Genomic DNA, 26,903 nt, shown 5'->3' with positions numbered 1-26,903 from the left:
TCGTCCCCAGCGAAGACGGTCGTGGTCCATGGCCGCCGTTGCCAGGGTGTACTCATGAATACAACACCGGATGGACGACCGGTCCCGCCCGCGCATGCCGACGAGCGCACCATGCTGGAAGCATGGCTGGACTTTCACCGTGCGACTCTCGTCCTGAAGTGTTCGGGCCTGAAAGATGATCAATTACGGTTTCCTGCGGCGTCACCGTCGTCGATGACGCTGCTCGGTCTCGTTCAGCACATGGCCGAGGTGGAGCGCAACTGGTTCCAGCGCGTGTTCGCAGGTCTGACCGTGTCGCCGGTCTTCGGGGAGGGCAACCTCGACGGCTTCGCCCTTCAGCTGGAACGAGGACTCGACGAGGCGATGGCTGCCTGGCAAGGGGAGGTCGCCCGAGGTCGTGAGCTGATCGCTGAAGCATCGCTGGATGACTCCGGCCAGCTGTCCGAGCAGGAAGCGGGTCACGTCGGCGACCAGGGAGTCTCCCTGCGCTGGATATTGGTGCACATGATCGAGGAATACGCACGTCACAACGGTCACGCTGATCTCATCCGCGAGCAGGTCGACGGAGTCACCGGCGCGTGAGACGTGCTGGCGCGGTCGAAAGGACCGCGCCAGCACCCGGCAGTCCCTCTCGACCGGCGGCCTGCTCGGCCAGGGCTTTGGTGCGGGCGAGGCGGTAGGACTCTGTGCCGGTCTGGATGCTCGCGCCGCTGAACGGGATCGTGTGGGAGCTGCGGACCTGATCTCGTCCTGGCGCGATGCGCCGGAACGGTACGGCTCCTGACAGATCTTGTGCACGCGTTTCCGCAAGCGGGCCCTGGACGGCACCTTCTCGCGCATGCTGCGGGCCGCCCAGGCCGAGAAGGACGCGGCCGGGGACATCCAGTGGCTGGTGTCGGTCGACTCCACCGTCGTGCGAGCCCATCAGCACGTCGCCGACGGTAAAAAGGAGCGGTCGACCGGGACGAAGCGGGTGATCACGCCCTCGGCCGATCCCGCGGTGGACTGAGCACGAAAGTCCGCCTCGCCTGCGACGGACTCGGCCGGCTGAACCGCGGCACACGCGGCGGCCGGCCACCCGGCTCCGACCGGTCCGTCCACCGCCGCCGCAACGTCGTCGAGCCCTGCTTCAACCGCCTCAAGCACTGGCGTGGCCTGGCCACCCGCGACGACAAGACCCGCGAGTCCTGCCGGGCCACCGTCACCATCACCTCAATCCTGCTCCGGATCCGACCTTTGAAGACGATCTCTGGGGCCTGTCTGAAGTCGTGATCAAGAGGTGAGATTCCTCTTTCGACCGGATGCGCAGGATTCTGTGAACCTTTCCGCCCGGAACGCCGACTGTCTGTGTGGCGGACGGCGCAGGGCAGGGAGGTGTGGTGGGCAACGATGAGTTGCTGGTGGTGCGCTGCCAGCTTGGGGAGCGGGAGGCGTTCCGCGAGCTGGTGGCCGTGTGGCACCCCCCGCTGTGGCGTTACGTCCGGGGCATGGTCGGCTCTTCGCACCTCACGGACGATCTTGCTCAGGAGGCGTGGGTCGCCGTGGTGCGCGGCCTGCCGCGGCTGCGGCAGCCGGAGCGGTTCGCCCCCTGGCTGTTCACCATCGCCCGGCGCACGGTCACTGACCATCTGCGGCAGACGTACAAGGCGCCGGAGACGGCCGTGGAGGAAGCCACGGCTGTCGTCGCCGACGATGAGCTCAACGGCGTGCTCACCACGATGCAGATCGAGGCAGGTCTTGCCGTGCTGCCGCCCTTGGAGCGCGAGGTGCTGATCCTCTTCCACCTTCAGGATCTGCCGCTGGCTTCCTGCGCGGAGGTGCTCGGCGTACCGGCCGGCACGGTCAAGAGCAGGCTGCACCGCGCCCGGCGCATGCTGCGCAACCACCTTGCCGAGAAGGGATACGAGGCATGAGCGAGCAGAACCGCGCAGCGCAGCGGGCGGTGCCCGAGCAACTGGAGCGCGTGCTGGCCACGGAGGTGTCACTGCGGTCCCGGCTGCGCCACGTGGCAGTGGGCCTGGCCGGAGGATGCGGCGCGGCCATGATCGCGGTGCTGTGGGCCACCGAGCCACATGCGCCGCCGCCGCATACTCAGGCCGTCTTCGCCGGACTGATCGCCATCGGGCTGGCCTGGGCCGTCTTCGCCGGCTGGGTGCTGAGCAGACGTCGGCCGCTGTTCGCCCGGGACCGGGTGCTGTCCGCCCGGATCGCGCTGGCGGCGACCGTGGTGACCGCCCTGGCCGGGGTGGCGCTGGCCGCCGTCCGAGGCAGCACCGCCGACCTGGTGGCCACCGCCACGGGCGGGGTCGTCTTCACCGCCGCCGCGATGCTCACCCTGGTACGGGCGCGGCACCACCGCCGCGAACTACTGCGACTGCGGGATGCCCTGCGACAGGACGCCTCCTGAACAACCGAATTCACCCAATCCCAGATTACCCGGATCATCAGGGAGACGGACATGAACAACAACAGGACCGCTCCGATCGGCCAGCTGGCCCTCGCCCTGCGTCTTCGCGGTGCAAACAAGCGCACCGTCCTGGTCGTCGCCGCCCTGGCCGGTACCGCCCTGCTGATCGGCGTCGGCCTGCTCCTGACCTGAGCTTGCGCCCCGGAGCCGAGGTTCCACCACTGGGACCTCGGTGCCACACGCCCAAGAATTCCCTATCCGCCGACGGCTGGGCATTGACCGCATCATCCGAAGCCGAAGGGCGCGCTGACCCGCCTGGATCGCGGGGAAGAACTGGTCGGCCTCCAGGCCCTCCGCTTTCCGCTTCTCCAGGTGGAGCATGGCCCGCGACTGGGGAGAGGTGACCATGGAGCGGCTGATGCCCGCTCAGGAACCTTTGCTCTTCACAATTTTTAACGGCAACACCCCGCATGCTCCACTGCGGCTGACCGGACTCGCCCCGGGTGAGTGTCGACGACGTCCGTGCCGCCACCGGCGCTCCCGCCCGGCCAGCGGCACATCCCGTCTGATTAGCAGACGGGACGTGGCGGCACAACCCGTCCGTGCGAACACCATGCCGGGCAGGTTGGTGGTGCCCCGCGCCATACCGTTGCGCGTTGAACCACCCCTACGGTGCCGGTCACCGGACCGCTTCGCCGCCCCACGCCGGCGGAGCGGCCCAGTGTCTCTCCCCCCAAGCACCGAAGGAGCCGCCATGCAGTCGCCGCCGTCGCGGGGAGCCGTCGCCCCGCCGACCCACATCTCTTCCGCGTTGCTCGCCGATCCGTTGCCACGGCCGGTGGGCCGCGTGTGGCGTGCTGTGCTGTCCCGTCTGGTGGCCGTCGTGGCCCTTGTGCTCACAGCGGCCCTGAGCGGCCCGGCGCCGAGCGCCCAGGCTGCGGTCGGCCTGACCCGGGTCACCGGTTTCGGCACCAATCCGGGCCAGTTGAACATGTACGTCTACCGGCCCGCTTCCCTGCCCGTGAACCCGGCGGTGGTGTTCGCGCTGCACGGCTGCACGCAGAACGCCCAGGGCTACGCGGACAACTCCGGGCTGCCCGAACTCGCCGACCGGCACAAGTTCCTGGTGGTGTTCGCGGAGACCACCTCCTCGAACAACCTCAACAAGTGCTTCAACTGGTTCCAGACAAGCGACAACCGCAGAGGCCAGGGGGGAGGCGGCCTCCATCCGCCAGATGGCCGCACACACCGTCACCGCCTACGACGCGGACGCCCGGCGCACCTACGTCACCGGCCTGTCCGCCGGCGGCGCCATGACCTCGGTGATGCTCGCGGCCTACCCGGACGTCTTCCAGGCCGGCGCCGTCGTCGCCGGCCTGCCCTACGGCTGTGCCAACGACGTCGGCAGCGCCTACTCGTGCATGAGCCCCGGAACCGACCTCACTCCGGGCCAGTGGGCCGAGCGGGTCCGCGCGGCCCACCCTTCGTGGTCCGGTCCGTGGCCGCGCGTGGCCGTCTGGCACGGCGACCGCGACACCACCGTCGTGTCCCGCAACGCCGACGAACTGCGCGACCAGTGGACCGCGCTGCACAGCCTTTCCCAGAGCCCGAGCCGCACCTCGGTCATCGGCCCGAACTCCACACGGCATGAGGAGTACCTGTCCGGGAACGGCTCGGTGGCCGTCGAGGTGAACCGCGTCCCGGACATCGGGCACGGCACCCCGGTCGATCCGGGCGGCAGCGCCCAGCAGTGCGGAAGCACCAGCGCCGCCTACTTCCTGGATTCGATCTGCTCAAGCTACTGGATCACGCGGTTCTTCGGCCTGGAGGACTCCGAGCCCCAGCCCGGCACGCTGCCCGCTCCGACCGGGCTGGCCACCACTGGCACCACCGACACCACTGTCAGCCTGCGCTGGAGCCCGGTCGACGGCGCTACCGACTACGCCGTCTACCGCGACGGCACCCGGATCACCACATCCGATACGACGTCATACACCGACACCGGGCTCACCGCGGGATCCACCCACGCCTACACGGTGGCCGCCCGTGACGCCGACGGCAGGACCGGGCAGCTCTCCGGCACGGTCACGGCCAGGACCACCGGCGCCACGGCCGTCTGCTGGACCGCCAGCAACTACGCCCACGTGCAGGCGGGTCGGGCCACGGCCAGCGGCGGCTACACCTACGCGGTGGGTTCGCGCCAGAACATGGGGCTGTACAACACCTTCATCACCCACACCCTGAAGGAGTCGCCTGCCGGTTACTACACCGTCGCGGACGGGGCCTGCCCCTGACACGGAGCCGGTCATGGCCGCAAGCGCCGCCCCCGGCGCCTGCGGCTGCGCACCCGTCATGGCGGCAGGCCACCTGAACGGCCCGCCCGCCATTCCCTCACGGCAGCCGTCGGCGCTGCCTGCAGCGCCTTCGCCCTGCTCCTGGCCGTGCCCGGTTCAGCATCGGCGGCAACCGGCCAGTTCCGCTACACCTACACCACCGCCGAGGGATACGAAGCCGTCGGCTTCCTGAACGACCCCGCCAGCGGCGAATGCATCAACCCTCCCGCACCTGGCTCCGCCCCCGGTACGGCCTCGAGGGCACCGCAGAACTTCACGGACGCCACCACCACCGTCTTCCTCAACGCCGACTGCGAAGGCGACACCTACTACACCCTTCCCCGGGTACCAGCGCATCCGACCGTCTGCTCCTGCGCTCCGTCGCCTTCTCCTGAAGGAACACCCAAGGGGACACACAGCGCGGCGCCGCCGCGGTGCGGGAACACAGTCCCGCGCACTGACCGCACAGGACGCCCGCCCGCCGGCCCCGGCCGCACTCGACTGTTTCACGCCGGTCAGGCGCCGACGATGCCGGTGAGCTGGGTAAGGCTGCCGGTCCACCGACCCGCAGCCATCACGGCTTCCGGGTCGTCCGCCCACACATACACCCGCGGGCCGCGGCGAAGGTGCGCCGTACGCAGCCCCGCCGCCTTCGCGGGGAACACGTCGTCGGCCGGGTGGTCGCCGACGTACAGGGTCGCGTCCGCGGCCGCCTGCGCGGCCTCGATGACCCGGCCGAGAAAGGCCGACCGCGGCTTCGCGACGCCCCCGCTCCCCCGAGGTGACGATCAGGCCCACGGGAGGTCCAGGCCACGCAGCAGCCGCCCCGTGCGCGGGTTCCGGTTCCCGGGATGACCACGCGCACGCCCAGCAAACGCAGCGCGGCCAGTGCCGGGCGGATGTCGTCGTACAGGTCGCCCTCGTCCAAGCCCTCACGACGTCACCGAGCTCCACGGGCGGCAGCCAGCTGTGGGCGGTGGGCGGCAGCTCCGTCCACAGCCCACCGCCCAGAGCTTCCGCGTCTACCTGCGCTGGGTCGACGACGCCAAGCGCGGCGGCAAGCAGCTCACCCCCGAGGCCGCCCAGCAGTACGGCTTCTTCATCAACTGGATCGGCGTCGACCAGCCCTGATGCCCCAACGGGCACAGTGAACCCGTGAACGGGCCGGTCCCGAGGGGCCGGCATCATGGCCGCTGCTCAGCGACGACCTGTTCGCCGTGCTGGAGCGTGAGCTGCTCAAGGGTCCGGTGGCACACGGCCGACCGGACCGGACCTGGACCCTGTCACGGATCAAGACCCTCATCGGGCGCCGGTTCCACAAAAGCTGCACCGTGCAAGACGTCGCCGCCCTGGCCTGCCACAAGGCCGGCGAACCCTCCCGGCTGAACTACCGGCCCTGCCCCGATGCCCGGCCCGACGGACGCAGAAGCTTCTCCTGGAAGGACTATCACGACCTCGTCCAGACCGCCCACCAGCAACTCGGCGGACCGATCGTGCTGGTCCGGGACAACCTAAGACACCCACCTCACCGCCGACACGCGCCGTTGCACCACCGACCGCGACTGGCTCACCGTCTTCCAACTGCCGTCCTACGCAACCGACCTCAACCCGGCCGAGGGCATCTGGCCCGTGCTGCGACGCACCACCACAGCCGACCGGGCCTTCGCCGACCCCGACGACCTGATCACCGCCGTCCGCCGCGGCCTTCACCAGCCTTGGCCGGCGCCGTCCACGACGTCCGGGCCGCGCGCGAACACCGCATCATCGAGGCGCTCGCCGAGGCCGGCATCGCCTGCTGAGCAGATGCGGGCCACCCGGGTGCAGGCGGCACGGTCCGTCTCCCCCACCGCGGTCGATGAGACAGCCTCTCCACCTGCTGGTCGTGGTCGCCGGCGGTCGGGGCAGGGGGCGGCTGCCCGGGTGGCGGCGCCGGTCGTAGCGGGTGGGATGCTCTTCGGATGACGGATCGACCGGAGACTTTCCTCGCCCATCTGCGGACCGCGGCCGTCGGCGTCCTCAAACGCTTTCCCGCCGAGCTGAGGCCCGAGATCTACGCCCTGTCCTTCCGTATCTGGCGGGTGGACGACGACGACCGTCGCCCGTACGTGGCCATCGGTTACAACACCGAGAGCCAGTACGAGCGGGAGCGCTACCCGGACGACGACGGCGAGGTGCGCTGGAACTACGCCTACTGGCTCCTCGAGGGCTTCGAGACGCTCGGCAACGTCCCCGAGGACCCGGTCGGCAGCCAGGTGTACGTCGAGGAGGTGCGGCGTCTCGGCGCCTGGTACGACGGCGAGTTCGACCTCGACAGGCTGCTGGACGACGAGGACGTCGCCACCCGTGCCGAACTGCTGCGCGCGCACTTCTGCGACGCAGTGATCGACCTGGCCCGGCATCTGCACGCCGACGGGGTGATCGAACGCGTCCTCGGCCGGCCGCTGCCGGTGGTCGTCTTCGACATGGCCCGCCCCGGCTGGGAGGTGCATGCCACCGAGGCCGCCAATCCGCCCGGGGCAGTCGAGGAGTTCATGGCCTGGCAGCTGGCGGCCGGGGAGATCTAGTCTTCCGAGTCAGGAATTTCGTTCAGATAGTTGGCGAGGCGCTCGAGGATCTCGTCCGCGGTCTTGGTCCGGACGTAGGGCTTGGGGTCGGTGTTCCACGTGGCGATCCAGGTGCGGATGTCCTTCTCCAGTGCCTGGACGCTCTTGTGGACCCCGCGTCGTATCTGCTTGTCGGCCAGCTCGGCGAACCACCGCTCGACATCCGTGACACGGTCGACTGCGACAGGCCCATCTCCTTCGCCACGGCACGCGTCGACCAGTGCGTGGCGTTCTTCGGCGCCGACTCCAGCGTCCGCTTCACCACCGCGGCGACCTGCTCGTCGGTCACCGTCCTCGTCCCGCCGGACCACGGCATGTCGCCCAGGCCGGCGATCCAGTGCTCGACGAACCGCTTCCGCCACCGGCCCACCGCGTGCGGTGCCGAACCCAACTGCGCGGTCACGTCCTTGTTCGACGCGCCACTCGCGCAGGCCAGGATGATCCGGCACCGCAGGGCCCACGCCTGCGGCGTGGAACGGCGCCGCAATCCCGAACCCTTGCCGGAGACAGCCCGGTTGCTCTCCTCCGCGCTGATCGGGGAACAGTCGGGGAAGCCGCCCGACGCCGCGGTCTCCGACGCCGGCTTCTCGGTCGGGCTCGAACTGATCCTCGACGGCATCGCCACACGCATCGGACACGCCACCGCCTGAGGTCGCCCAGGCATACCCGCCGGAACGGAGACCGCCACCACAGTCGGGCATGGGGACGAGGGCCCCATCCAGGGCTGAAGTGTCCTCATGGGTGCTCCGCCACGGCCCATGCCTTTCAGGAATGCCTGGAGGCCGTCGGGGTCCCGGACACCGCCGCCCTCCTCCGTTCTCACATGGCGATGGCCGCCGTGCGGTCGTTGTGGGTGCCGGACTCGATGTGGTCGGGCGCCATGATCTCCATCGCGGTCGAGAGTGCATGACCGCCACGATGGAGAACGCCTGACAGTGGAACCGGCGCAGCGCTCACGGGCTTGTGCGGGAGCGGCCGGCGCGATCTCGGGCACGCTCGCGGCCGACCGGAGGAAGCGCGACGCCGGACGCCTCGAGAAAAGCCTGGCTGCCCGGCCACACGACATCTCGCCGTCGAGGACCAGGACGTACGCGGTTGACGAGCTCGTCAGTACTTCCTCACGGGCCTGTGACTCAGCCTCACCCGACTCCGTCGTGGTTGGTTTCATGCCCCCTCCTGATCGCCCTGTCGGCTGGCTGCACCGGTTGGTCGGCCAGCCGAACGTGAGGACTGTTCACCGGACGGGAGCCGGTGGCGAACCTCCCGACCGGTGTTCGCGGCGCGGCCGGGGTGTCAGACGTGTCCGAAGAACAGGCTGCCCGGTGCGTTCGGATCGTTGGAGAGGTAGTACTCGCGGATCGCGCGGATGAACTCGTAGCGCGAGATCGCGCCGTCCCCGTCGGTGTCGAGCCTGGTGAACATGTCCATCGCGTCGGGTGCGTCGTTCTTCCAGACGTCTCTCAGGAAGCGGGCGAACTCGTCCTTGGTGATCTCGTTGTCGCCGTCGACGTCGACGATGTCGAAGATCGCGTGTCCGCCGCCTTCGGTCACGTTCAGGCGGCTGGTGTCGATGACCGCCAGGCGGCTGGCCGTGACGAACTGGTCCTTGGTGAGCCGGTCGCTGTCCACGCCCGCGTGGCGCAGCAGCTCCAGCCAGTAGATCTGGCAGAAGGTCTGCAGTGCCCGGGCCCGGAGGTCGTCCTTGTCGAGCCGGTAGGCCTGGATGTAGCGGTCGGCGAGCTTTTGGTAGTCCGTCCAGTCCATGTAGCCGTCGTGGTTGGCGTCCATCTGGTCGAAGGTGCGCTCGAGCTTGAGGGTGAGGATGTCCTGTGCCGTCGTGGTCATGGGCCGGGTCCTTCCGTGATCTGGTGTCGCGACTTCCTCGGCACGGGGGCACAGCATCCCGAAGGAGCACCGGACCATACCCGGCATACCCGGGTACGTACTCAGGCGTCGGTGAACTCGTGGACGTGGCCGCCGTGCCGCTCCCCTACTGCGTCCGGGGTGGTGTCGGGGTCGGCGGCTTCGAGGAGCACGTCCAGGTCGTGGTCGCTGTAGGCGGTGCCGAGGCTCTTGTCGCGTCCGTGTGGGTGGTGCCTGCGTGACGTTCCGGCCGGTTCGTACGTGAGGGTCGATGCACGACGATCGGCACGCTGGTCACGCCCGTCATCCTCCCCCCAGCCGGCTCGTACAGCGAGCCGAGCATGGCGGTCGGGGGGCGCCGGTGGCGGCGAAGCGGGCCGAGAGGTGGGTCGTACGGTGAACCGAGCATCCCTGTCACTGCGTCGTCTCGGGCTCGGCAGCACATGACGGCCGGGCCCGAGACGACGCACCGGGGGGGGCGACTACGGCGTACGGCACCGGGACGCTGCCCCAGTCCGTTCAGCTCTGTGTATCCGCCTTGTGCCTGTCCGCGAGCTCGGCGAGGGCGTCGAACGCGTCGGCAGTGAGTTCGACTGCCTTGACGAATTGCTCGTCCGGTTGCGGTTCGTCCGATCCCGCCCGGACGAGGGTGGCTTGCCGGTCCTTCCCGCGAGGGTGCGCGACTCCGGCCGAGCGCAGGCCCTGAAGCAGGCACAGCGGACTGATCAGCGGTGTCGGGTCTTCGCCGGGCTCCTTCCCCCAGGCCTCGACGCAGTTGACCGTGGTGCCCTTGAGGCCGGCGCCGGGGCAGCCTCGAAAACCACGTGCTCCAGCCGTTGTGTCTCCCTACGCTCCCTGCCATGGACAGCACCCGGACCGAGAACCTCGTCAACGTCGTGGACGTCGAAGCGACGTGTTGGGCTGGTTCCCGGCCGCCTGGCGAGGTCAGCGAGATCATCGAGATCGGGCTGACTGTCATCGACCTGGACGCAGGCGAGCGCCTCGCCCGGCACCGGATCCTGGTGAGGCCCGTCCGGTCCACGGTCAGCAAGTTCTGCACGGAGCTGACCGGCCTCACTCAGCACGAGGTCGATCAGGGGCTCGCCTTCGCCGAGGCGTGCCGGCTGCTGGCGGCCGAACACCGCGCGGGCGCCCGGCCGTGGGTCAGTTGGGGCGACTACGACCGCCACCAGTTCACACGGCAGTGTCAGGCCACACGGACGCCCTACCCTTTCGGTCGCCGTCACACCAATGCCAAGGCTGTCTTCACCGAGGCACACAGTCTGCGCAAACGCCCCGGCATGGCACAGGCCCTGGAGATCGCCGGACTGCGGCTCGAAGGCCGTCACCACCGGGGTGAGGACGACGCCTGGAACATCGCGGCCCTCGTGCTTCACCTCGCTGAACGGGGAGTCTGGCCGGCCACGGTGGAACACCCCGCCTGACCCACTCGCTCGGCTTGAAGAGGGAGCCGGCCAAGGCCTGCGGAATCTGCGCCGACCTCTGACCTTCCCCTCATCGGCAGGGTCTTGGGCGGTTGCACGGCAGCCACCGCCCATCGCGTTCCCCGCCGCGCTGCACGTCGCTTCCTCATACCGGCGGCGTGCCGCCGCGTCGAAGGGGTGGTGCACCGTGGTGGTGCGGGCGGTGCTCGGCCGCCGACGTGGGCACGGTCAGGACCGTGCCCAGGACGGCGGCGGTCAGGCGGCGGGCGGTGACGGACTTCGACACAGGTTCCCCTGTGGGCCAAGGACCCTTCAGGGCTTGGCTGTGGGGCCCGCGGACGCCGTGGCGCGCCGCCCCAGGTGGCGTGGACCGTCATCCGGAAGTGGGTAACAGTTCCCCGCACCACCGCTGCCTGCCGGACGCGTACGTGCAGCGGTGCAAGCGGGCCACGGCCTCGAGCGGAGGCTCCGGCCCGGCCGCTGGCCGTCGCGGCCGCGCCGAGCGGAGGGCCCCGTTCTGGCGTGTGCCGCCTGGAGTCGGCTCAGTGGCAGGGCATGCTCATGTAGAGCGCCTGCTCACCTCTTGCGGGGGTGTTGTCGTAGAGGGTGGTGTCGAGTCCGCAGAAGGCGAAGCCCATGCGCCGGTATGCGTGGATCGCGGGCGCGTTGATGTTGGTGACCTCCAGCCAGAGGTGGCCGGCGCCCCGCTCGCGGGCGAACTCCTTCGCGTGTCCCATCAGCGCGCGGCCCACTCCCTGGCCCCGGTGCTGTGGGGCGACTGCGATGTCCTCGATGGTCAGCCGGCGGTTCCAGCCGGAGTACGAGACGGCGGCGAACCCAGCCAGGTCACCGGCGGCGCCGTGGGCGACGAAAGCGCGGGAGTCCGCGTCGTCCCCGTCGTCGCCGCCCGGCTCGTCCTCGGGGAACACCTTGGTCAGGGGCGGCTCCACCGGGACCTCCCGCAGCGCGAACCCCTCCCCGGTGACGGTCACCTGGAAGACGGTGCCGGTGGTGAAGGAGTCGTCCAAGGCCCTGATGGCCTCGGCGTCCCCGGCGGTGGCGATGCGGTACCGGTAAGCCGTGCCGCCCACAGTGGTCATGGCACGACGCTACGACCACTCCGACCACGGCAGAACGGGTTTCGGCCGGTCACGCTCGCGCCTGCCAGGTCCAAGGCTCCAGGTCGCCGGGCACCTCGGATCCCTCCACCCCCGCGGCGGTTCCGTTCCGGCCCCGGGCAGGGCGCCATGTGAAAGGGCCTGCACCGGGACGCCCTCGGCGGTCCAGGACCTCACGTCCGACCGGCTTCTGACAGCACGCGGCCCTGGTAGAAGATCGTCGATGCTGATCTCGTACCAGGGCCTTCCCCGTTTCAGCCGGGGCAGGGTCCTTGTCCGGACGACGAGAGTGATGCCCCGGCTTGTCGACGGGCGTGGCGCCTCCCTGCCGCAAGCCCGAGAAGGTGACCTGTACTGCCTCCTCCCCACGGGTGAACCCGGACGGCGTTCGGCCGGTCGGCAGCCCGGGGTCGCTGTCTCCTGAGCGTGATCAGAACCCTGATGCGCTCCGGCACCTCGGCTACGTCGTGATCACTGCCCACACGGAATGGCGGGGCGGGGACACCGGACGGAAAGGGCAAGCCCACTCACTCGGCCGTTCGAGGGCCCACGGATAGGCTGGCGCCGTCAGCGAAGATCGCGGAAGGAAGACGTACATGGCGGACATGGTGGAGAAGGCGGCGCGGAGTGTCTTCGAGCGCTATGACCTGGACGGTGACGGCCTGGTCACCGCGGAGGAGTACCGGCAGGTCGTGACGGAGCTGGAGGGCGCCGAGATCACCGAGTCGGAGGCCCGGGCCCTGATCGACTCACTCGACACCGACGGTGACCGCCGGATGTCCTTCGACGAGTTCTGGGCGGCCATGAACCGCTGACGCCTCCGGCCGGGCCGTGAAGAGCGCCTGTGACGGGTCCGCCCGCCACAGGCGCCGTGCTCAGGCCGAGCGTACGAAGGCGGCGAACCGGTCGAGCGCCTCATCGATGTCCTCCGGTCCGAGGGCGTTGCACGACAGGCGCAGACACCGCAGTGGTTCGATACCGGTTCCGGTCCCCGACGCCACCGCGTCGTAGAAGTGGTGCAGCGGCGTCCACAGCACACGGTGGGCGCGGGCCGAACGCTCCAGTGCCTCATCGGTGACGCCGAACGGTACGTCGACGACGGCGAAGAAACCGCCCTCGGGACTGTTCCGGCTCGCCCCGGACGCCGACGGGTGGGGGAAACGGCGGGCCGGCCCGTCGACGATCCGGTCGAGACCTCCTGGTACACCTCGCTTTCCCGCTCGCCGGCGCAGAACGCCCCCGGTGTCCCCGGAGCGAGCGAGAAGGGTGACGACTTCGGTGCCACCCTCGCCGTGGCCGACCTGAACCGGGACGGGCCGGCGGACATCGTGGTCGGCTCGCCGCTGGAGGACATGGGCGAGACCGACGTCGTGCAGGTGACGGTCGTCCCCGGCCGCCGGACCGGCTCCCTCGGAACCGGCGCCTACGCCTACACGCAGGACGCTGCCGGCATCCCCGGGGCCGGCGGGACCGGGGCCTCGTTCGACGCCGCTACCCATGACGGAACGTCACCGGCGCACGGAGGCACAGCCCCGCTTCACGAACGGAGGGTTCAGCGCAGCCGTCGCGCACGCAGCACGAGGTCGTCGGTATGGTGCGCGCCGGCGCCACCGTCGGGTGCCACGCGTGGCCGCTGTTCGTTCACCTCGACCTTCCAGTCGTCGTCGAGCAGGGCGGCGACCATCGAGGGCCAGACGTAGTCAGCCGGGTCGAAGCCACTGTCGTGTGCCTGCTGGGTATCCATCCCCGCGTGGTGTACGAGCAACAGCACGCCGCCGGGTGCGACGGCCGCGAGCAGCGCTCGCTCGGCTGCGGCGTCGGGGGTGCGCAGCAGGGCCGGGTACTGCGCGGAGACCAGGTCGAAGGAGGCCGGCGGGAGCGCCGCTTCCGTCAGTGCGGCGTGCACCCAGCGAATGGTGACGCCCGCGTCCCGGGCGTGCCCGGTCGCCCGCTCCAGCGCCACGCCCGAAACCTCGAGCGCAGTCACGTCCCAGCCGCCGCGCGCGAGCCAGACGGCGTCCGCGCCCTCGCCGCAGCCGACGTCGAGTACCCGCCCGGGGGTGAGACCGGCGACCTCGGCCACGAGCGCGCCGTTGGGCCGGCCGCTCCACAGCTGTTGTCGGTCGGCATACCGGTTGTCCCACTCCGTCCGTACCGCAGGGTCTCCGAGGTATCCGTCGCCGGGCAAGGGGGTGTCGGACACGGGCGGTCCCGCCGTGATGTCGTCGCTCATGGGCCCACCGTCGCCCATCGAAGCCCGGCCATGCCACTCGTGTTGCCGCTCCGGCAAACCAGCTTCCAAGGGGCGAGGGACGGCCGGGTGCGGTCGTAGCACGGGTGCGATGCCGCCGGGACCTTCAGTGGGCGGCGTGATGGCCTTGCCCTGGAGTGCGGTCCAGCATCTGGCGCCTCCGCCATGACGACACCTCAGCACAGCATCGGATCGGGTTTCGGCGCCCGGAGCACCGCGGACGACGTCCTGAGCGGGATCGACCTGTCCGGCATCATGGCCCGCCGCCTCACCGGCGAGGACACCCTCTCCTGGCGCGACCCGACACCATGGACCAAACAGATGATTCCGGGATGAAACATCAACCGAGAACGACCTCTGAGCAGTGAGGGAGCCCGGTCGTCGGGAGATTTCCGGACGCCTGCGCGGCAGGGATGTCTACGCCTTGCGTACGGCGTTCAGGCAGCGGGTGACGTGGGCGTGCAGGGCGTCGGTGAGTTCGGGGGGTGCGTTGGTGAGGGTGAAATCGGCGTCGACCGAGGTGATCATCCAGGCGAGGTCGCGGGGGGTGTCGGCGCCCAGGTGCAGTAGGCAGCTGTCGTCGTCGACGGGTTCGATGACGCCCATGCCGGGCCAGATGCGGTCGGTGACCGCTGCGGCGGGCTCATGCAGGGTGACGGTGGCCTGGAACGGCCAGGCCCGCGATGACAGCTGGTGGGCCAGATAGGTGGCCACGTCGGTGTCGGGGAGTTCGCGGGGGGTGAACCGCGGCCCAGTCGGCGTGCGCGGAGTGAGTCTGTCGACGCGGAAGGTGCGCCAGTCGGTGCGGTCGGTGTCCCAGGCGACCAGGTACCAGTGGCGGTCGAAGCTGACGAGGCTGTGCGGCTCGACCGAGCGCGTGCTGCGGCTGCGGCGCGGGCTGACGTAGTCGAAGCGCAGCCGCTCGCGTCGGCGGCACGCCTCTGCGATGGCCATGAGGGTGTCCGCGGAGACCTTGGGAGCCGGGGCTGCGCCGGCCCGGACAGTAGCGGTGTGCAGGGTGCTCACTCGGTACCGCAGCCGGGGTGGGAGCATCTGCTCGAGCTTGGCGAGCGCGCGCATCGAGGACCCTTCGATGCCGGCGACCGAGCCACCGGCCGCCGTGCGCAGGCCGATGACGACGGCGACGGCCTCGTCGTCGTCGAGCAGCAGTGGCGGCAGCGTGGCCCCGGCCCCGAGCCGGTAGCCCGCCGTGCCCTGGGTGGCGTGCACCGGGTAGCCGAGCACACGCAGCCGCTCCACATCACGGCGCAGGGTGCGCCGGCTGACACCGAGGCGTTCGGCGAGTTCGGCCCCGGACCAGTCGCGGTGGGTCTGCAACAGGGAGAGCAGCTTCAACAGCCGCCCGGAGGTCTCCAACATGCCGTAAGACTGCCGGAAGGCGAGGACCGAAACTGACCTAAGCGAGTCCTAGCGTCGCAGCCATGACGAACACGACACCCAGCAGTATCCGCTCCTTCCACATCGACATACCGCAGGCCCGGCTCGATGATCTGCGAGCCCGCCTGGCCGCCACCCGCTGGCCGGATGGACTGCCCGGTGTCGGCTGGAGCCGCGGCGTTCCGGTGGACTACCTGAAGGATCTGGCCGAGTACTGGCGCACTGCCTACGACTGGCGGGCACACGAGGCGGAACTCAACGCGTTTCCTCAGTACATGACCACCATCGACGGGCAGAACATCCACTTCCTGCACGTGCGCTCCCCCAGGGCCGATGCCACACCGCTGATGCTGCTGCACGGCTGGCCGGGCTCGGTGGTGGACTTCCTCGACGTCATCGGGCCGCTGTCCGACCCCGGCACCTACGGAGGCGATCCGGCCGATGCGTTCCACCTGGTCATCCCCTCGCTGCCGGGATTCGCCTTCTCCACCCCACTGGCCGGACCGGGCATGGACACGGCTCGGATGGCCGGGGCGTTCACCCAGCTGATGGCCCGCCTCGGCTACACGCGCTACGGCGTTCAGGGCTACGACACCGGCTCATGGGTCGCCCCGGAGATGGGCAAGCAGGCACCGGACCACGTGATCGGCGTCCACGTCAACGCCATGATCACATTTCCCTCCGGGGCAGAGGGCGAGATGGACGGCCTGACGGAGGCCGAGCAGCGACGATGGCATCGGATGCAGAACTTCAACGACGGTTACCTGCAGTGCAACTCCAAACGACCGCAGACCGTGGCTTACGCCCTCACCGACTCCCCTGTCGGCCAGCTGGCTTGGACCGTGGAGAAATTCAAGGAGCTCACCGACCCGGAAGACGCACTGCCCGAGAGCAGCATCCACCGGGACCGCATCCTGACCGAGGTCTCGCTGTACTGGCTGACCGCCACCGCCGCCTCAGCAGCCCAGGTCTACTACGAGGAGATGTCCGCGAGCACCTGGAGCGAAGCCGCAGCCGACGACCGGGCTGCCCCCGGCGCGGCGCACGACACCGGGTGGAGCGACGGTCAGGGCGACTGGGCAGCCGGTTCACAGAGGTCCGTGCCCACCGCCGTGCTGCTCTCCGCCCATGACGTGACCATCCGCCGCTGGGCCGAACGCGACCACGACATCGTGCGGTGGACCGAACTCGACCGTGGCGGCCACTTCCTCGCGATGGAGGCCCCGGAACTGCTCGTCGGCGACGTCCGTGAGTTCTTCGGCAAGGTGCGCTGACAGGAAGCGCCCCGAATCTCGACGGCAGGGCGTAGCGGTCCCGCCCATCGAGCATGCAACCAAGTGGGAACAGGAGTAGGGGCCGGGGGTTTTCAAGGGCTCTGTCCCCGGTTCCGTGAAGGCACAGGTCAGTGACAGGGAGGGGCCGTCCCTTCCCGGGTGTCCGTGCCGCCGCGATCAATGCGTTCAGGGACGTGGGGACAGTGGCCGGCTGTCTTGTGATGACCGGCGGTCGGGCCGGTTCATGCCTGGAACTCGGTGAGGTCGATGGCGTGAACGCGCAGTGGGTAGCCGTACACCGGGTGGGCCGTCTCCCGTTCGGGCGCCATGCCGAGCTTGCGGATGACGTTCTCGGAGGCGTTGTCCCCCACCCGACTGATGCTGATGACACGATCCAGGCCGCGGTCCTGGAGTGCGAACTCCAGGGTGGCGTGCGCGGCTTCGGACGCGTATCCCTGGCCCCAGAACGGTGAGCCGAGCCGCCAGCTGATCGCCACGGCGGGCATCACCTCCGGCAGGAACTCGGGCACGGACAGTCCCGTGAAGCCGATCAGTTCGCCTGAGGCCAGCAGTTCGACGGCGAAGAGTCCGAAGCCCTCCTCGTCCCACTCCTCCTCCCACCGTTCGATGTCCTCGGCCGTGTGGTCCAGGTCGCGCACCGAGCCGTCGTCGACCCAGCGCATGACCCGTGGGTCAGCGTTGATGTCCGCCATCGGCGCGAGGTCGTCGTCGTGCCAGCTACGGAGGAGGAGGCGGGGTGTGCGGATCTCGTTCATGCGCCCATCCTGCCGAAGACAGGCACCGCATCGGTAATCCGGCGCTCGCCCGCCCTGCCGCTTCGCAACCACAACGCGTCAAGCCCTTGCACCACGCACCGTGACGGGAGAAACATCGGGCCGACGGCCGGGCGGACGACGTGCCGCTCCCTGGCCCTGACAAAGCCTCTGGACGTGCCGGTGGGGGATCAGGCGGACGGCGAGGCCGAGGAAGGGCCTCGTGGATGTCGCCGCGTCGTTCCCGGCGGATCCACAGGCGGCGGAAGCCGCGCAGCCAGGAGATCGTCCGTTCGACGACCCAGCGGGAGGTGCCCGGGCCGGTGCCGTGCGGTCGTCCCCGCTCCGCGATCGCGGTCCGGATGCCGCGCTGCCGCAGAGGGGCCGGATCCGGATGCCCGGCAACAGGATTTTTCCCAACTACTGTTCCATACACGCCTTTCACGCTGTTTCCACAGGTCACACGAGGTAGAGGCAGGAGGGCCGGGCGAGACGATGCGCATGCCGCCCCTACGGGTCCTCCGGCGCCCAGGGGCGGCATGCGCATCGTCGGGAGCCGGCGTACGAACCGGGTGCCTGCGGCACGAGGCGAGGGCCATGTCTCAGGTGTGCTCGCAGTGCGGCGTCAAGGACCGGGCCATCAACGCGGCGGTCAACGTCGCCAAGGCGGCCGGACTGGCCGTGACAGCCTGTCGAGCGCAGGTGAGACGGGCACCCGTGTCCGTACCGCGCGGCGAGGCAGGCACCCACCCGACACCGCAGCCCTCAACGGCGCGGTAAGCGGGAATCGCCGTCCTTCAGGACGACGAGGATGTCGATCGGTTCAGCACGGTCACCACTGTGGGGTGACCGCAGCCGAGCGGTGTGATCTTTCGCCCGGCGCGTAGTTCCGGGCGGCCGTTCAGCGTGTGTGATCATGACGTGGGGGCCTGATGTGAAGTCAGTCCTCGTCGGGGCCGAGGACGGTGCCGGTGAGGTTGATGGGGTTGGCGTCTCCGATCTCCAGCCGGCCGTCTTGGTAGGTGTCGGGGTCCGTGCCGTCGACGGCGGTGGTGTCGACCCCGTAGCCCAGGCACTCCGCGTTGCTGCGTAGGCAGGGTTTGTGGGTGAAGGTCAGGGTGCGGCCACCGTCGCTGACGGCGGGCTCGATGGCTTCCGCGTTGCTCGTGGGCTGCATCGTGTTGGCATCGTGGTAGGCCCAGCCGATCCAGCCGCTGAAGAGGAATCCGGTGGGAGCCTTGAGGGTGTAGGTGACGTCCCCGGGGTTCACGGGCTCCTTGACGGTGCTGAGGACGGCGAAGTTGAGCCGGGTGGGCTCCCCGCCCGGACGGGCCTCGGGATGGCCCACCTGGAGGAGGAAGAGCTTCTTGTCGTCGCCCTGCCTGACGGGGGCTTGGGTTTCCGTTGCCATGGCTTCGTGTCCCTTCGGAGGGTGCGCGGAAAGGCCGGTGAAGTGTCCGCGAGTTGCGGCTATGCGGTCTTACGGGCTGGGCAGGAGGGTGGCTTTGAGCTGGGCCGGGGGCGCGGCACCGATCTGGGCGATGCCGTCGGTGTAGCGGTGGGGCCGTACGCCGTCGACGGCTTCGATGCCGCACGTGTAGACCAGGTAGTCGCGGTCGTCGTCGCCCGTGTACACGTGGACGTCGTAGGTGAAGGTCAGGATCCGCCCGTCCTCACCGGTCTTCGCCTCGACGGGAGGCAGCCCGCCGAGGGTGGTCTTGTCGATGCGCCGGTAGGAAGCGCTGACATGGCCGTTCCACCGGAAGCCGGTGGGGGCGGTGAACACGTGCTCGACGGGGCCGGCGGCGACCGGGTGTCCGGTCTCGCGGCTTGTCGCCTTGACGACCATGATGGCACCCAGGCCACCTGGTGCGTCCCGGACACCGCTGTCCTGGGAGACCACCAGGTCCGTCGTCGGTTCGGCCGCACGCGTGACCTGCGTGGAGGTTTCACCATGCGGCCGGGACGAGATGTTGGACCGGCTGGTGCTGGTGATCGTGGCGGGAAGGGTCAGGGTTCCCGTGAAGGTGCGGTTGATGGTGCCGCAGACGGTGACCGTGGCGGTAGCGCCCTTGGGCAACCCGAGCGGCTGGCGCAGGACGCCGTTCGCGACGGTCCCCTTGCCTTCCACGGCCCCGTTGCCGGTCGTCGCCCGGAAGGCGACGTTCGACAGTTCGGCGGGGAGCTGTGCTTCGACGACGGCGTCAGGCGCGTCGTTGGGGCCGTCGTTGCGGACGACGATGGGGTAGCACACCTTCGTCCCTGCCTCGGCCTCGGCAGGGCCGGTGATCTCCAGCGGCATGTCCGCCGGCATGGTGATCTTCAGGTTCCGGATGCGGTGGGCCGCTGTGGCGTCGCCGGTCGAGGCGGACAGTCCGATCTTGAAGGTGTCCGGCATGGGTGCCTGACCGTCGGACTGGAGGGGGAAGCCGTCGATGACGGTGGTGCCGTTGGGGTCGGTCTTGCTGGACATGCGGACCGTGATCCTGCCGTCCGCGACGGTGACCTGGACGCGGGCGCCTTCCTCCCAGCGGGTGCGCAGGCTGTTCTTCAAGGACATGCCTGTGAGCCAGGCAAAGCCGTCGAGGTGGTTGCCCGAGCCGCGGATGCCCACCATGTCGGGGGTGCGGCCAGGGCCTCGAGGGCCGGCGAGGTCGCTGGCGTAGTTGCCGTAGTGGTCGAAGCCGATGCCGATGTAGCCCTTGGTGACGCCCCGCTTCTTCTCCGCGCGGGAGTAGCCGAGGCCGGCTCCGGTGGCGCCGGGGTCGGTGGTGGCGCTGCCGTCGATGAGGTACACGGAGAAGCCGTCTCCCGGGGTGGAGCCCGGCTCGACCTCGTAGTCGAAGTCGATCGCGACGCCGTAGGACGAGGGGAAGGCCTCGTCCAGCAGGGCGGTGCCGGAGGTCTGCTTCGCGTTCGGAGTGAGCTGAAGGCTTCCGTTGAGGACGGCGCTTCCGAGGATGCGCCACTGGCTGTTGTCCGTGCTGCTGTTGCTGAACGATTCGGTGATGGGGAAGACGGAGCTGCCGGTCCCGGCTTCCGGTGTGGCCTGAGTGACCATGTGCTTTCCCTTCGTTGACGGGGGGACGGGGGACGCGGCCGGGTCGGGGTGGGCTCGGCCGTGGTCAGCGGGGCTCGGGAGGCGGTGGCGGGCCGTTGTCGGGTGCGTGTTCGGCCAGCAAGGGGCCCAGGACGGTGAGGGCGCCCAGGACGACGTCCCGGTAGAGGTAGAACCCGGCTTCCAGCGTCGGCAGGTCCTCTTGGCCGGTGTCGGACCGGGGTTCGCCGTCGGCCTCGGACGAGTGGTCTCCTGCGGGCTGGGCGAACGGCGTGGCGAGCAGGTCGGTCAGGTCCTGCGCGGCCCCGGTGAGGGCTGCACGGGTGACGGTGGTCAGCATGCGCAGGGGCAGTCCGAGAGCCGTGGCGACGCGCCGGCCGGGGATCAGCTGTGCGGGCCCGGGGCCCGGGGCCGAGCCCGCGGCGATCCACTGGACGGGCAAAGCGCAGGAGGCCCGGATGTGCTCGGTGGACATCAGGGGCGGCGGGTCGCCGTCGAGCATGAGGTCCTCCCACTCCATCAGGTCGAAGAGGAACTGGCCGCCCTTGTAGAGGGGCCAGCACTCGACCTGGGCCAGGAGGGCCTGGGCACGCTGTGGTTCGCGTTCGCGAAGGGCGACGCCGTGGCGGGCCAGGGTGCACAGGCAGGCGCGCAAGCAGGTGTTGACCTGCCCGAGGAAGGCGAACGCCTTCTCGTCGGTGGTGGTCGGTGGACCCGGGTCGGTGCCGGGCGTGGGGGGCGAGGAGGTCGTGGTGGTGGTCACAGTGGCCTCGAGGTGACGTAGTGGGCGATCTGCCGCAGGACGGCCTTGCCCTCGTTTTCGGGGATGATCTGGAGGTCTTCTTCGAAGCGGGAGATGCCCTCGGCGGCGAGCCGGTCGGCCAGGTCGGTGGCGTACTCGATGGACTCGTGGCGCTGCATCGCGGACAGGAGTTCCTCGGCGTGCTGCTGGGTCTTGTCGGTCCGGCGCCGGCGCAGGACGTCGAAGAGGCGGGGCCGCTCGAAGGCGTGCATGGTGCGGAAGAGGTGGATGAGCATGACGGTGCGTTTGCCTTCGAGGAGGTCCCCGAGGGGTTCCTTGCCGTAGAGGGCTTCCTCACCGACGAGGTTGAGGATGTCGTCCTGGATCTGGAAAGCGATCCCGATCAGGCGGAACGCCTCGTCGAAGCGGCCCAGGACCGCCGGGTCGGTGACACCGGCGCACACCGCTCCGATGCGGCAGGGGCTGATGCAGGTGTACCAGCCGGTCTTCTTCGTGCTCATGGTGAAGTAGGCGTCGTCCGTCTCGGGTACGACGTCGTGGCGGATCCAGCCCAGCTCCATGGCCTGGCCCTCGATGGACTCGCGGCACATGTGGATCGACTCGTGGATCAGGCCGAGGGTGCGGGCCAGGCCGAGGGTTTCCAGGTTGGACAGGACTGCGTCGACCGCGAGGAGGTTCAGGCCGTCGCCGACGTTGACGGCCAGGCCCAGCCCGTGTTCCTCGTGCATGGTGGGCAGGCCGCGGCGGTGGGTGGATTCGTCGGCGATGTCGTCGTGGACGAGGAAGCCGTTGTGGAACAGCTCCAGCGCGGCAGCGGCGCGGACCGCGTCCTCGGGGCGGCCGCCGAAGGCGGCGCAGGCCGCGATCGTGAGTGTGGGGCGCAGGCCCTTGCCCTGCCGGGCCGGGTAGGAGCGCATGAGGTCGTACAGTTCGGCGCGCGGTTCGCGGTCCGGCAGCAGCCGTTGGATCTCCTCGTGGGTACGCGCCCGGCAGACGCGCATGGTCTCCAGCAGGTCCGCGTCGTGCACCGCGGGTTCCTGCCACCAGCCACTGCTGACCCGTCCGTCCCACAGCGGGCGGGGCGCGGTGACGGTGGTCCCGTTGATCAGCGCGGGCGGCTCGGGGGCGTCCTCCGGGGCGCGCCGGGTCAGGTAGTCCAGCGCCGTCCAGTCCACCGGGGCGGTGGCCGGCTCGACGGCGGCCGGCGATGCGGTGCCCCACAACTGGGGTGCCTGCTCGCGGTATTCGGCCCACAGCTCCTGCAGCATGCGCAGGCCGGCCGCCCGCTGGGACAGCAGGGTGAAGGCCCGCCACACCGCGAGGGTGTCCTCGCGGGAGCCGCGCACGTCGAGGCTGTCGGGCAGCACCTGGTCGATCGCGGACCGTTGCAGGTCGAAGAGGAGGTTCATCGCACGGTTGTCGAAGACGACCTCGACGTCCGGAGCGGTGCAGCGGGTCTGCTCGACGAGCAGGCGGCTGTGCCGGGCGGTGAGGGTGGCGTGACTGTCGTCGTTGAAGTGCAACCCCAGCCTGATGGTGCGCAGTTGGTCGGCGGCTGCGGCAAGGACGGCGGGTGCGCGCTCGGTCAGGGCGGCGACCGTGTCCGCCAGCAGGCGGGCGCCGGTGAGGGCGAGGGTGGTCTCAGTCATGTGCGCCTCCGGCGAACTCCACGATCCCCTGGGTCCGGAAGGACAGGCTCCTGCCGCCGATCACACCCTCGACCGTGCAGGGGCCGAGCGTCTCGTGGACGCTGAAGGGGTGCAGGCTCGTCTCCGAGGGGTTGGCGATCCGTCCCGCCGTACGGCAGTGGAAGTCGAACACCAGGCGGTCGTCCCCGAGCCGGGCGGTGATCAGCAGACGGGACGGGACGGCTGCCGCCGGAGGCGTGCCGAGGGTGCCGGCCAGCGGCGGGACCAGGGCCACCTGGTCGCGGGAGAGGACGCCGCTGACGGCGATCTGCAGGTTCCGGCGCGGGAAGTGGCGGATCATGCGCCCGTTGCGCCACAGCATGACCGAGCCGCTGGCGGCGCCGGCCGGATGCCGGGGCTGGATCAGGGTGAACACGAGCGCGGCGGGCGGTGCCTCGCCCACCGGGCCGGCGGGGTCGTTGACGAACCCGAAGACCCAGCCGCCCAGCGCCGGCCAGGACCAGCGGCCGCGGACCCGTTCGTGGTAGCCCAGCATGTCGGTCGTCGAGACCGTGCCGTCGCCGTGCTTGATCGTGCCGAAGCCCAGGACACCGGGCTCGGACTGCCATCGCAGATACTCATCCGTGCCGAACGGCGCGCACTGCGACGTGCACGGCCTGCTCGTGCGCCGCAGCCGTACGTCCAGCGCCGGACCGGAGCCGCGGGCGGCCACTCGGAACGCCCCGGGACTGCCGTGCGGGTGCGGCAGCCGGAACGCCGACCACGGCAGCTCCGGCTGCTCGGCGTTGAACTGCGTCGCGCTCCAACCGCGGTCCTCCTCGAAGGTCAGGAGGATCGCCATGTGCTGGCCTTCGACGGTACCGGTACCGCTGCGCCTTCCCGTGGCGGGGGCTCCTGGATCGGCGACCACCTTCCCTGACGAGGGGCCGAGGACGGACAGGTTGGCGATCAGAGCCTGCCGGCCGCAGCGTGACAGGAACGCGTAGTGCAGCCACTTCCGGTCCAGGTGATGCATGAGGGGGGCATGCGGGAACGGCCCTGGCGGGCCCAGCCGAACGGTCGGCAAAGAGGACGTCTGCACATCGCAAAAGCTAACGCAAACGGATTGCACCATAACGCGACGTAACGTTTGCTCGCGCCAAACATACCCAAAAGCGAGCGAAACGGACTAAAAAACAGATGAGCGAGTCACCGGGGCAGGCGAGCGACGGCAACGGATGCCTCAGCCGCCGTCGCGCCCCCACAGGCCGTGCCGTCGACTCGACCAGGAGCAGAGGAGCAGTGCCCCGGTTCGCGCGCCGCGTCGGCGGCTCTCTTCTCGTCTCTCGCCGGCCGGGACCGGACCGGCACCAGGACCGGACCGGCACCGGCTCCCGGCTCCCGGCTCCCGGCTCCCGGCTCCCGGCCGACTCGACGATCGGTGGTACCGCCCGGATCGTGCCCGATCTTCAGGACTTGGCGGGCCCGCGCCGTGCAGGGCGGCGCCGCGTGCCCGCCTTGCGTGACGGCAGGGCAACCTCGGCGATGCGGTGGTGGAAGTTGTCGGCAACCAGCAGCCGTTTCGCTGCGGCATCCAGGGCCAGTCCGCTCGGATAGGCCAGTTCCGACCGGGGTCCGCCGTCCTCGCCCGGCCCGGTCGGCTCCCCCGGGCCGGTCAGCACGGTGGCCGCACCGCCCTCCAGCCGCCACACGCTGTGCGCGTTCTGATCGGCGACGTAGACGACTCCCCCCGCATCGACCGCCACGCCACAGGGCGCCGCCCACGGCACCCGCACGCCGGCTCCCTCTTCGTCACCGGCACCGGCACCGGCCAGCACCGTCAGCCCGGCCGAGGCGTCCCAGCGCAGAAGGCGGCGCCCCTCGGCATCCGCGATGTACAGACGCCCGGACGCATCGATCGCCAGACCCGCCGGGACGAACGGCGCCCCGGCGACCGCGACATCCCGGCCCAACGGGGACTCGGCCACCACCGTGCTGATCGTGCCCTCACCGTCGATCCTGCGCACCGCCCGGCCCCCGCCCTCGGCGACGAACAGCTCACCACCCGCCGCAGCCACGACGGCACAGGGCACGTCCAGCCGCGCCCTCACCGCGGGCCCGCCGTCCCCGCCACCGCCGCGCGAGCCGTCCCCGGCCACGGTACCGATGGCCCCTGAGGCGTCCACCCGCCGCACACGGTGCGTCATCTCATCGGCGATGAACACGTTCCCCTGCCCGTCCAGGGCCACCGCGACCGGAAAACCCAGCCGCGCCCGCTGGGCCTCGCCGCCATCACCGCCGTCACCACGCACCCCATCGCCGGCGACCGTGACGACGACACCCGATGGGTCGACACGGCGGACCCGATGGTTGGCGTGATCGGAAACGAACACGTTTCCGTCGGCGTCGACCGCAACGCCGGAAGGAAACGCAAGGCGCGCCTCCACTGCCGACCCACCGTCGCCGGCGAAGCCGGCATCCCCGCAACCTGCCACCGTCGGCAGGCCCTTCGCCGCCTTGGGCGGTGACGTCACACGAGCCCGCGCCATGCCTTCACCCCCACATGCCACCCGGTTTCGGGGGCCTGCGACGCCGCGCGCGCCCTTCGTCGGCCATTCTCACGCATACCGCCTCCTTGTCATCGGCCAGTTCATTGCCTAGCCGAAAGCCGCCCCGAAACCGCTGCGGCAGGGGAGGGTGCACTCGGATGACGGAGCAGCGCAGGAAGGCGCATCCAGTCCCTCGGATGCCGGGAGCAGGTACGTACACGTCCGCGGTGTGGCCTCCCCGTACCGGTGAGCGCCGGGCGGTCCTTACGGGCGTGGCCCGGCCTGGCACCGAACATGGGCGACCGAGGAGTCCGGGCGCCGGATCCGGCCCGCGAAGGGAAGGCGAGACGGAAACGCCGACAGGCCCGCCGCCCATCGGCTCTGAGTCCCCCCGCTCGATGCTCGCCATGGGGCCGATCAGCAGCACTGCCAGGACGTCCCCTTGGGCGTCCCAGGCCCATGCCCATGCCTTCGGTGACATCTGCTGCGGTCGGTACACCAGCCTTCCGGCCTCGCCCTCTCACGGCTCGAGGCCGAAGACGCACCGGTGATCTTCGCCGGTTCCGGGCACGGCGCCCGGTAGCGCCTCCGTCCGTCGCGGGGGCGGCGGGCGGCTGGAAGACTGCGCGCATGGGTGGGGATGCCATTGAAGCGTACGGAGCCTTGCTGGACGGCTCGTTGGCGCTGATCCGTGAGGCGTCGCGGGATGCGCGGAGCTTCGACCGGGCGGCGGTGTACCGGGCGGCGGACGTGTGGGACAACAACACGTTCCCGTTGTTCCGGGCGGCCCGGGCGAGAACTGCCCGGGGGCGTGAGCGGCGGGCGCGGACGGGACTGCGCTGGATGTCCGAGCTGGGGCCCTCGCGCCGGGAGTGGATGGTGGGACTGCTGGGCCCGGACGGCGAGCGGCTCGTACCGCCGCCGGCCGAGCCGGAGGGCCCGGACCGGGACCTCGACGGCCGGGTGCGGCCGGGAACGCGGCGGCTCACCGCGGACGTCGCCGGGCAACTGGCCCTCGACTACCTGCTGCCGCGTGCCGAGGTACGGCGGCTGCGGGTCGAGGTGCGGGGGGAACGGCGGCTGACGGCCTCGCTGGAACTGGCCGTACCGAGGGCCTACGCGGTCGCGGATGGCTCGGCGGAGAGGTACTCGGTGACGATGTCCGTCGACGTCGACCGGGTGACGGAGGCCGTCTTCGACTCCGCGGACGCCTCGGGCGTCGTACTGCGGGCCGACGCGGACACGGGGTCGGTCCACCTGGGCGCAGGTGGTGTGCTGCGGGGCGACGGCGTCCGCGTCCGGGTGGAGGACCGGTTCTGGTACCTGTCCCGGGCCGGACGTCGCGCGCAGGCGGAGGCCGGGGCCGCGGGACCTCCCGCGCGCGAGGCCCGCGGGAGCCGGGAGCCGTGGGGACGGCTCGGCGGCCCCGCCCGGATCGCC

General features: G+C 70.3%; 25 protein-coding genes and 7 pseudogenes. 19 read left to right on the top strand and 13 right to left on the bottom strand.

The window, feature by feature from the left end; genetic code table 11:
- Nucleotides 1-54 precede the first annotated feature (54 nt).
- The 8 genes and pseudogenes from B7767_RS44005 to B7767_RS49025 all read left to right on the top strand — a co-directional run bounded on the left by B7767_RS44005 (nt 55) and on the right by B7767_RS49025 (nt 5,135).
- Nucleotides 55-582, top strand: a complete 528-nt coding sequence (locus B7767_RS44005; RefSeq protein WP_107486682.1) for a DinB family protein — start codon at nt 55-57, stop codon at nt 580-582.
- Between the two features lie 208 nt (nt 583-790).
- Complete coding sequence (locus B7767_RS46055; RefSeq protein ID WP_085576654.1) at nt 791-1,009, top strand: hypothetical protein; 219 nt, start codon at nt 791-793, stop codon at nt 1,007-1,009.
- A gap of 370 nt (nt 1,010-1,379) precedes the next feature.
- Entirely contained in the window at nt 1,380-1,913 is a 534-nt protein-coding gene (locus B7767_RS43990; protein WP_085576653.1) for an RNA polymerase sigma factor, read from the top strand.
- On the top strand, nt 1,910-2,407 hold the full coding sequence (locus tag B7767_RS43985; protein ID WP_085576652.1) for a transmembrane transport protein: 498 nt from the start codon (nt 1,910-1,912) through the stop codon (nt 2,405-2,407). The genes B7767_RS43990 and B7767_RS43985 overlap by 4 nt, the downstream gene beginning before the upstream one ends.
- 51 nt (nt 2,408-2,458) lie before the next feature.
- Nucleotides 2,459-2,599: a hypothetical protein gene (locus tag B7767_RS47185; RefSeq protein ID WP_179167580.1), complete on the top strand. Its 141-nt coding sequence runs from the start codon at nt 2,459-2,461 to the stop codon at nt 2,597-2,599.
- A gap of 187 nt (nt 2,600-2,786) precedes the next feature.
- Nucleotides 2,787-3,551 (top strand): annotated as a pseudogene (locus B7767_RS49545) (hypothetical protein); the annotation flags it as partial.
- A 91-nt stretch (nt 3,552-3,642) separates the two neighbouring features.
- Complete coding sequence (locus tag B7767_RS43980; protein WP_373408292.1) at nt 3,643-4,701, top strand: PHB depolymerase family esterase; 1,059 nt, start codon at nt 3,643-3,645, stop codon at nt 4,699-4,701.
- A 147-nt stretch (nt 4,702-4,848) separates the two neighbouring features.
- Nucleotides 4,849-5,135 (top strand): annotated as a pseudogene (locus tag B7767_RS49025) (hypothetical protein).
- Nucleotides 5,136-5,255: 120 nt separating this feature from the next.
- On the opposite strand, the pseudogene B7767_RS49540 reads toward B7767_RS49025, so the two are convergent.
- Nucleotides 5,256-5,680 (bottom strand): annotated as a pseudogene (locus B7767_RS49540) (HAD family hydrolase); the annotation flags it as partial.
- Between the two features lie 29 nt (nt 5,681-5,709).
- On the opposite strand from B7767_RS49540, the gene B7767_RS47180 reads away from it, so the two are divergent.
- The 4 genes and pseudogenes from B7767_RS47180 (at nt 5,710) to B7767_RS49020 (ending at nt 7,304) form a co-directional block, all read left to right on the top strand.
- A complete protein-coding gene (locus B7767_RS47180; protein WP_179167579.1) occupies nt 5,710-5,871 on the top strand; it encodes a hypothetical protein in 162 nt (53 codons plus the stop codon).
- A 170-nt stretch (nt 5,872-6,041) separates the two neighbouring features.
- Nucleotides 6,042-6,453: pseudogene (locus B7767_RS49535) on the top strand (transposase); the annotation flags it as partial.
- Nucleotides 6,447-6,536 (top strand): annotated as a pseudogene (locus B7767_RS49530) (IS5/IS1182 family transposase); the annotation flags it as partial. The pseudogenes B7767_RS49535 and B7767_RS49530, both read left to right, overlap by 7 nt.
- 162 nt (nt 6,537-6,698) lie before the next feature.
- Nucleotides 6,699-7,304 (top strand): hypothetical protein, encoded by a 606-nt coding sequence (locus B7767_RS49020; RefSeq protein ID WP_256923803.1) that lies wholly within the window; start codon nt 6,699-6,701, stop codon nt 7,302-7,304.
- Nucleotides 7,305-7,326: 22 nt separating this feature from the next.
- Here B7767_RS49020 and B7767_RS49525 read toward each other — a convergent pair whose 3' ends face one another.
- The gene (locus tag B7767_RS49525; protein WP_373408293.1) at nt 7,327-7,659 is read right to left on the bottom strand and encodes a hypothetical protein; all 333 of its coding nucleotides are present in this window, start codon (nt 7,657-7,659) and stop codon (nt 7,327-7,329) included.
- 91 nt (nt 7,660-7,750) lie between these two features.
- Between B7767_RS49525 and B7767_RS49520 the strand changes: the two genes are divergently transcribed.
- On the top strand, nt 7,751-7,993 hold the full coding sequence (locus B7767_RS49520; RefSeq protein ID WP_373408291.1) for a hypothetical protein: 243 nt from the start codon (nt 7,751-7,753) through the stop codon (nt 7,991-7,993).
- A gap of 643 nt (nt 7,994-8,636) precedes the next feature.
- Here B7767_RS49520 and B7767_RS43950 read toward each other — a convergent pair.
- Nucleotides 8,637-9,188, bottom strand: a complete 552-nt coding sequence (locus tag B7767_RS43950; RefSeq protein WP_085576650.1) for an EF-hand domain-containing protein — start codon at nt 9,186-9,188, stop codon at nt 8,637-8,639.
- Nucleotides 9,189-10,066: 878 nt separating this feature from the next.
- Here B7767_RS43950 and B7767_RS43945 point away from each other — a divergent pair.
- Nucleotides 10,067-10,651, top strand: coding sequence for a 3'-5' exonuclease (locus B7767_RS43945; RefSeq protein WP_085576649.1), 585 nt, complete (start codon nt 10,067-10,069; stop codon nt 10,649-10,651).
- A 542-nt stretch (nt 10,652-11,193) separates the two neighbouring features.
- Here B7767_RS43945 and B7767_RS43940 read toward each other — a convergent pair.
- Nucleotides 11,194-11,751, bottom strand: coding sequence for a GNAT family N-acetyltransferase (locus B7767_RS43940; protein WP_085576648.1), 558 nt, complete (start codon nt 11,749-11,751; stop codon nt 11,194-11,196).
- A 614-nt stretch (nt 11,752-12,365) separates the two neighbouring features.
- Here B7767_RS43940 and B7767_RS43935 point away from each other — a divergent pair.
- Complete coding sequence (locus B7767_RS43935) at nt 12,366-12,584, top strand: EF-hand domain-containing protein (RefSeq protein WP_073937915.1); 219 nt, start codon at nt 12,366-12,368, stop codon at nt 12,582-12,584.
- Between the two features lie 198 nt (nt 12,585-12,782).
- A pseudogene (locus B7767_RS49220) lies at nt 12,783-13,106 on the top strand (FG-GAP repeat protein); the annotation flags it as partial.
- A gap of 215 nt (nt 13,107-13,321) precedes the next feature.
- On the opposite strand, the gene B7767_RS43925 reads toward B7767_RS49220, so the two are convergent.
- Nucleotides 13,322-14,002 carry a bifunctional 2-polyprenyl-6-hydroxyphenol methylase/3-demethylubiquinol 3-O-methyltransferase UbiG gene (locus B7767_RS43925; protein WP_085576647.1) on the bottom strand — a complete coding sequence of 227 codons (681 nt, stop codon included), beginning with the start codon at nt 14,000-14,002 and terminating at the stop codon, nt 13,322-13,324.
- A gap of 183 nt (nt 14,003-14,185) precedes the next feature.
- On the opposite strand from B7767_RS43925, the pseudogene B7767_RS47170 reads away from it, so the two are divergent.
- Nucleotides 14,186-14,281 (top strand): annotated as a pseudogene (locus B7767_RS47170) (oxidoreductase); the annotation flags it as partial.
- A gap of 156 nt (nt 14,282-14,437) precedes the next feature.
- Here the strand turns inward: B7767_RS47170 and B7767_RS43920 are convergent.
- Nucleotides 14,438-15,400: a YafY family protein gene (locus B7767_RS43920; protein ID WP_085576646.1), complete on the bottom strand. Its 963-nt coding sequence runs from the start codon at nt 15,398-15,400 to the stop codon at nt 14,438-14,440.
- Nucleotides 15,401-15,462: 62 nt separating this feature from the next.
- Here B7767_RS43920 and B7767_RS43915 point away from each other — a divergent pair, with 62 nt between their 5' ends.
- Nucleotides 15,463-16,692, top strand: a complete 1,230-nt coding sequence (locus B7767_RS43915; protein WP_085576645.1) for an epoxide hydrolase family protein — start codon at nt 15,463-15,465, stop codon at nt 16,690-16,692.
- 242 nt (nt 16,693-16,934) lie between these two features.
- On the opposite strand, the gene B7767_RS43910 is transcribed toward B7767_RS43915, so the two are convergent.
- From B7767_RS43910 to B7767_RS43870, 7 genes are all read right to left on the bottom strand, one after another.
- Entirely contained in the window at nt 16,935-17,468 is a 534-nt protein-coding gene (locus tag B7767_RS43910; RefSeq protein WP_085576644.1) for a GNAT family N-acetyltransferase, read from the bottom strand.
- Between the two features lie 937 nt (nt 17,469-18,405).
- Nucleotides 18,406-18,876, bottom strand: coding sequence for a hypothetical protein (locus B7767_RS43895; RefSeq protein ID WP_085576642.1), 471 nt, complete (start codon nt 18,874-18,876; stop codon nt 18,406-18,408).
- Between the two features lie 69 nt (nt 18,877-18,945).
- Nucleotides 18,946-20,526, bottom strand: coding sequence for a DUF11 domain-containing protein (locus B7767_RS43890; protein WP_085576641.1), 1,581 nt, complete (start codon nt 20,524-20,526; stop codon nt 18,946-18,948).
- Between the two features lie 64 nt (nt 20,527-20,590).
- On the bottom strand, nt 20,591-21,286 hold the full coding sequence (locus B7767_RS43885; RefSeq protein WP_085576640.1) for a hypothetical protein: 696 nt from the start codon (nt 21,284-21,286) through the stop codon (nt 20,591-20,593).
- Nucleotides 21,283-22,935 (bottom strand): polyprenyl synthetase family protein, encoded by a 1,653-nt coding sequence (locus B7767_RS43880; protein WP_085576639.1) that lies wholly within the window; start codon nt 22,933-22,935, stop codon nt 21,283-21,285. The genes B7767_RS43885 and B7767_RS43880 overlap by 4 nt, the downstream gene beginning before the upstream one ends.
- Nucleotides 22,928-23,950, bottom strand: coding sequence for a hypothetical protein (locus B7767_RS43875; RefSeq protein WP_256923802.1), 1,023 nt, complete (start codon nt 23,948-23,950; stop codon nt 22,928-22,930). The genes B7767_RS43880 and B7767_RS43875 overlap by 8 nt, the downstream gene beginning before the upstream one ends.
- A 433-nt stretch (nt 23,951-24,383) precedes the next feature.
- Complete coding sequence (locus B7767_RS43870) at nt 24,384-25,448, bottom strand: hypothetical protein (RefSeq protein ID WP_256923801.1); 1,065 nt, start codon at nt 25,446-25,448, stop codon at nt 24,384-24,386.
- Between the two features lie 678 nt (nt 25,449-26,126).
- Between B7767_RS43870 and B7767_RS43865 the strand changes: the two genes are divergently transcribed.
- Nucleotides 26,127-26,903: hypothetical protein (locus B7767_RS43865; RefSeq protein ID WP_218775877.1), on the top strand; the 777-nt coding region annotated here is incomplete at its 3' end.

It is taken from the genome of Streptomyces sp. 13-12-16, assembly GCF_002114215.1.
GTDB lineage: Bacteria > Actinomycetota > Actinomycetes > Streptomycetales > Streptomycetaceae > Streptomyces.
Note: the sequence above shows the minus strand (reverse complement) of the source record. Positions and strands in the feature narration are given on the sequence as shown.

What these genes read in the sequence shown, in the direction of transcription:
- B7767_RS43945 (WP_085576649.1), top strand. Translation starts at nt 10,067, where the DNA reads ATGGACAGCACCCGGACCGAGAACCTCGTCAACGTCGTGGACGTCGAA.
- B7767_RS49525 (WP_373408293.1), bottom strand. Translation starts at nt 7,659, where the DNA reads ATGCCGTGGTCCGGCGGGACGAGGACGGTGACCGACGAGCAGGTCGCC.
- B7767_RS47185 (WP_179167580.1), top strand. Translation starts at nt 2,459, where the DNA reads ATGAACAACAACAGGACCGCTCCGATCGGCCAGCTGGCCCTCGCCCTG.
- B7767_RS43895 (WP_085576642.1), bottom strand. Translation starts at nt 18,876, where the DNA reads ATGGCAACGGAAACCCAAGCCCCCGTCAGGCAGGGCGACGACAAGAAG.
- B7767_RS43875 (WP_256923802.1), bottom strand. Translation starts at nt 23,950, where the DNA reads ATGCATCACCTGGACCGGAAGTGGCTGCACTACGCGTTCCTGTCACGC.
- B7767_RS43915 (WP_085576645.1), top strand. Translation starts at nt 15,463, where the DNA reads ATGACGAACACGACACCCAGCAGTATCCGCTCCTTCCACATCGACATA.
- B7767_RS43985 (WP_085576652.1), top strand. Translation starts at nt 1,910, where the DNA reads ATGAGCGAGCAGAACCGCGCAGCGCAGCGGGCGGTGCCCGAGCAACTG.
- B7767_RS49020 (WP_256923803.1), top strand. Translation starts at nt 6,699, where the DNA reads ATGACGGATCGACCGGAGACTTTCCTCGCCCATCTGCGGACCGCGGCC.
- B7767_RS43910 (WP_085576644.1), bottom strand. Translation starts at nt 17,468, where the DNA reads ATGAACGAGATCCGCACACCCCGCCTCCTCCTCCGTAGCTGGCACGAC.
- B7767_RS43935 (WP_073937915.1), top strand. Translation starts at nt 12,366, where the DNA reads ATGGCGGACATGGTGGAGAAGGCGGCGCGGAGTGTCTTCGAGCGCTAT.
- B7767_RS44005 (WP_107486682.1), top strand. Translation starts at nt 55, where the DNA reads ATGAATACAACACCGGATGGACGACCGGTCCCGCCCGCGCATGCCGAC.
- B7767_RS43925 (WP_085576647.1), bottom strand. Translation starts at nt 14,002, where the DNA reads ATGAGCGACGACATCACGGCGGGACCGCCCGTGTCCGACACCCCCTTG.
- B7767_RS43890 (WP_085576641.1), bottom strand. Translation starts at nt 20,526, where the DNA reads ATGGTCACTCAGGCCACACCGGAAGCCGGGACCGGCAGCTCCGTCTTC.
- B7767_RS43950 (WP_085576650.1), bottom strand. Translation starts at nt 9,188, where the DNA reads ATGACCACGACGGCACAGGACATCCTCACCCTCAAGCTCGAGCGCACC.
- B7767_RS43920 (WP_085576646.1), bottom strand. Translation starts at nt 15,400, where the DNA reads ATGTTGGAGACCTCCGGGCGGCTGTTGAAGCTGCTCTCCCTGTTGCAG.
- B7767_RS43980 (WP_373408292.1), top strand. Translation starts at nt 3,643, where the DNA reads ATGGCCGCACACACCGTCACCGCCTACGACGCGGACGCCCGGCGCACC.
- B7767_RS43940 (WP_085576648.1), bottom strand. Translation starts at nt 11,751, where the DNA reads ATGACCACTGTGGGCGGCACGGCTTACCGGTACCGCATCGCCACCGCC.
- B7767_RS43880 (WP_085576639.1), bottom strand. Translation starts at nt 22,935, where the DNA reads ATGACTGAGACCACCCTCGCCCTCACCGGCGCCCGCCTGCTGGCGGAC.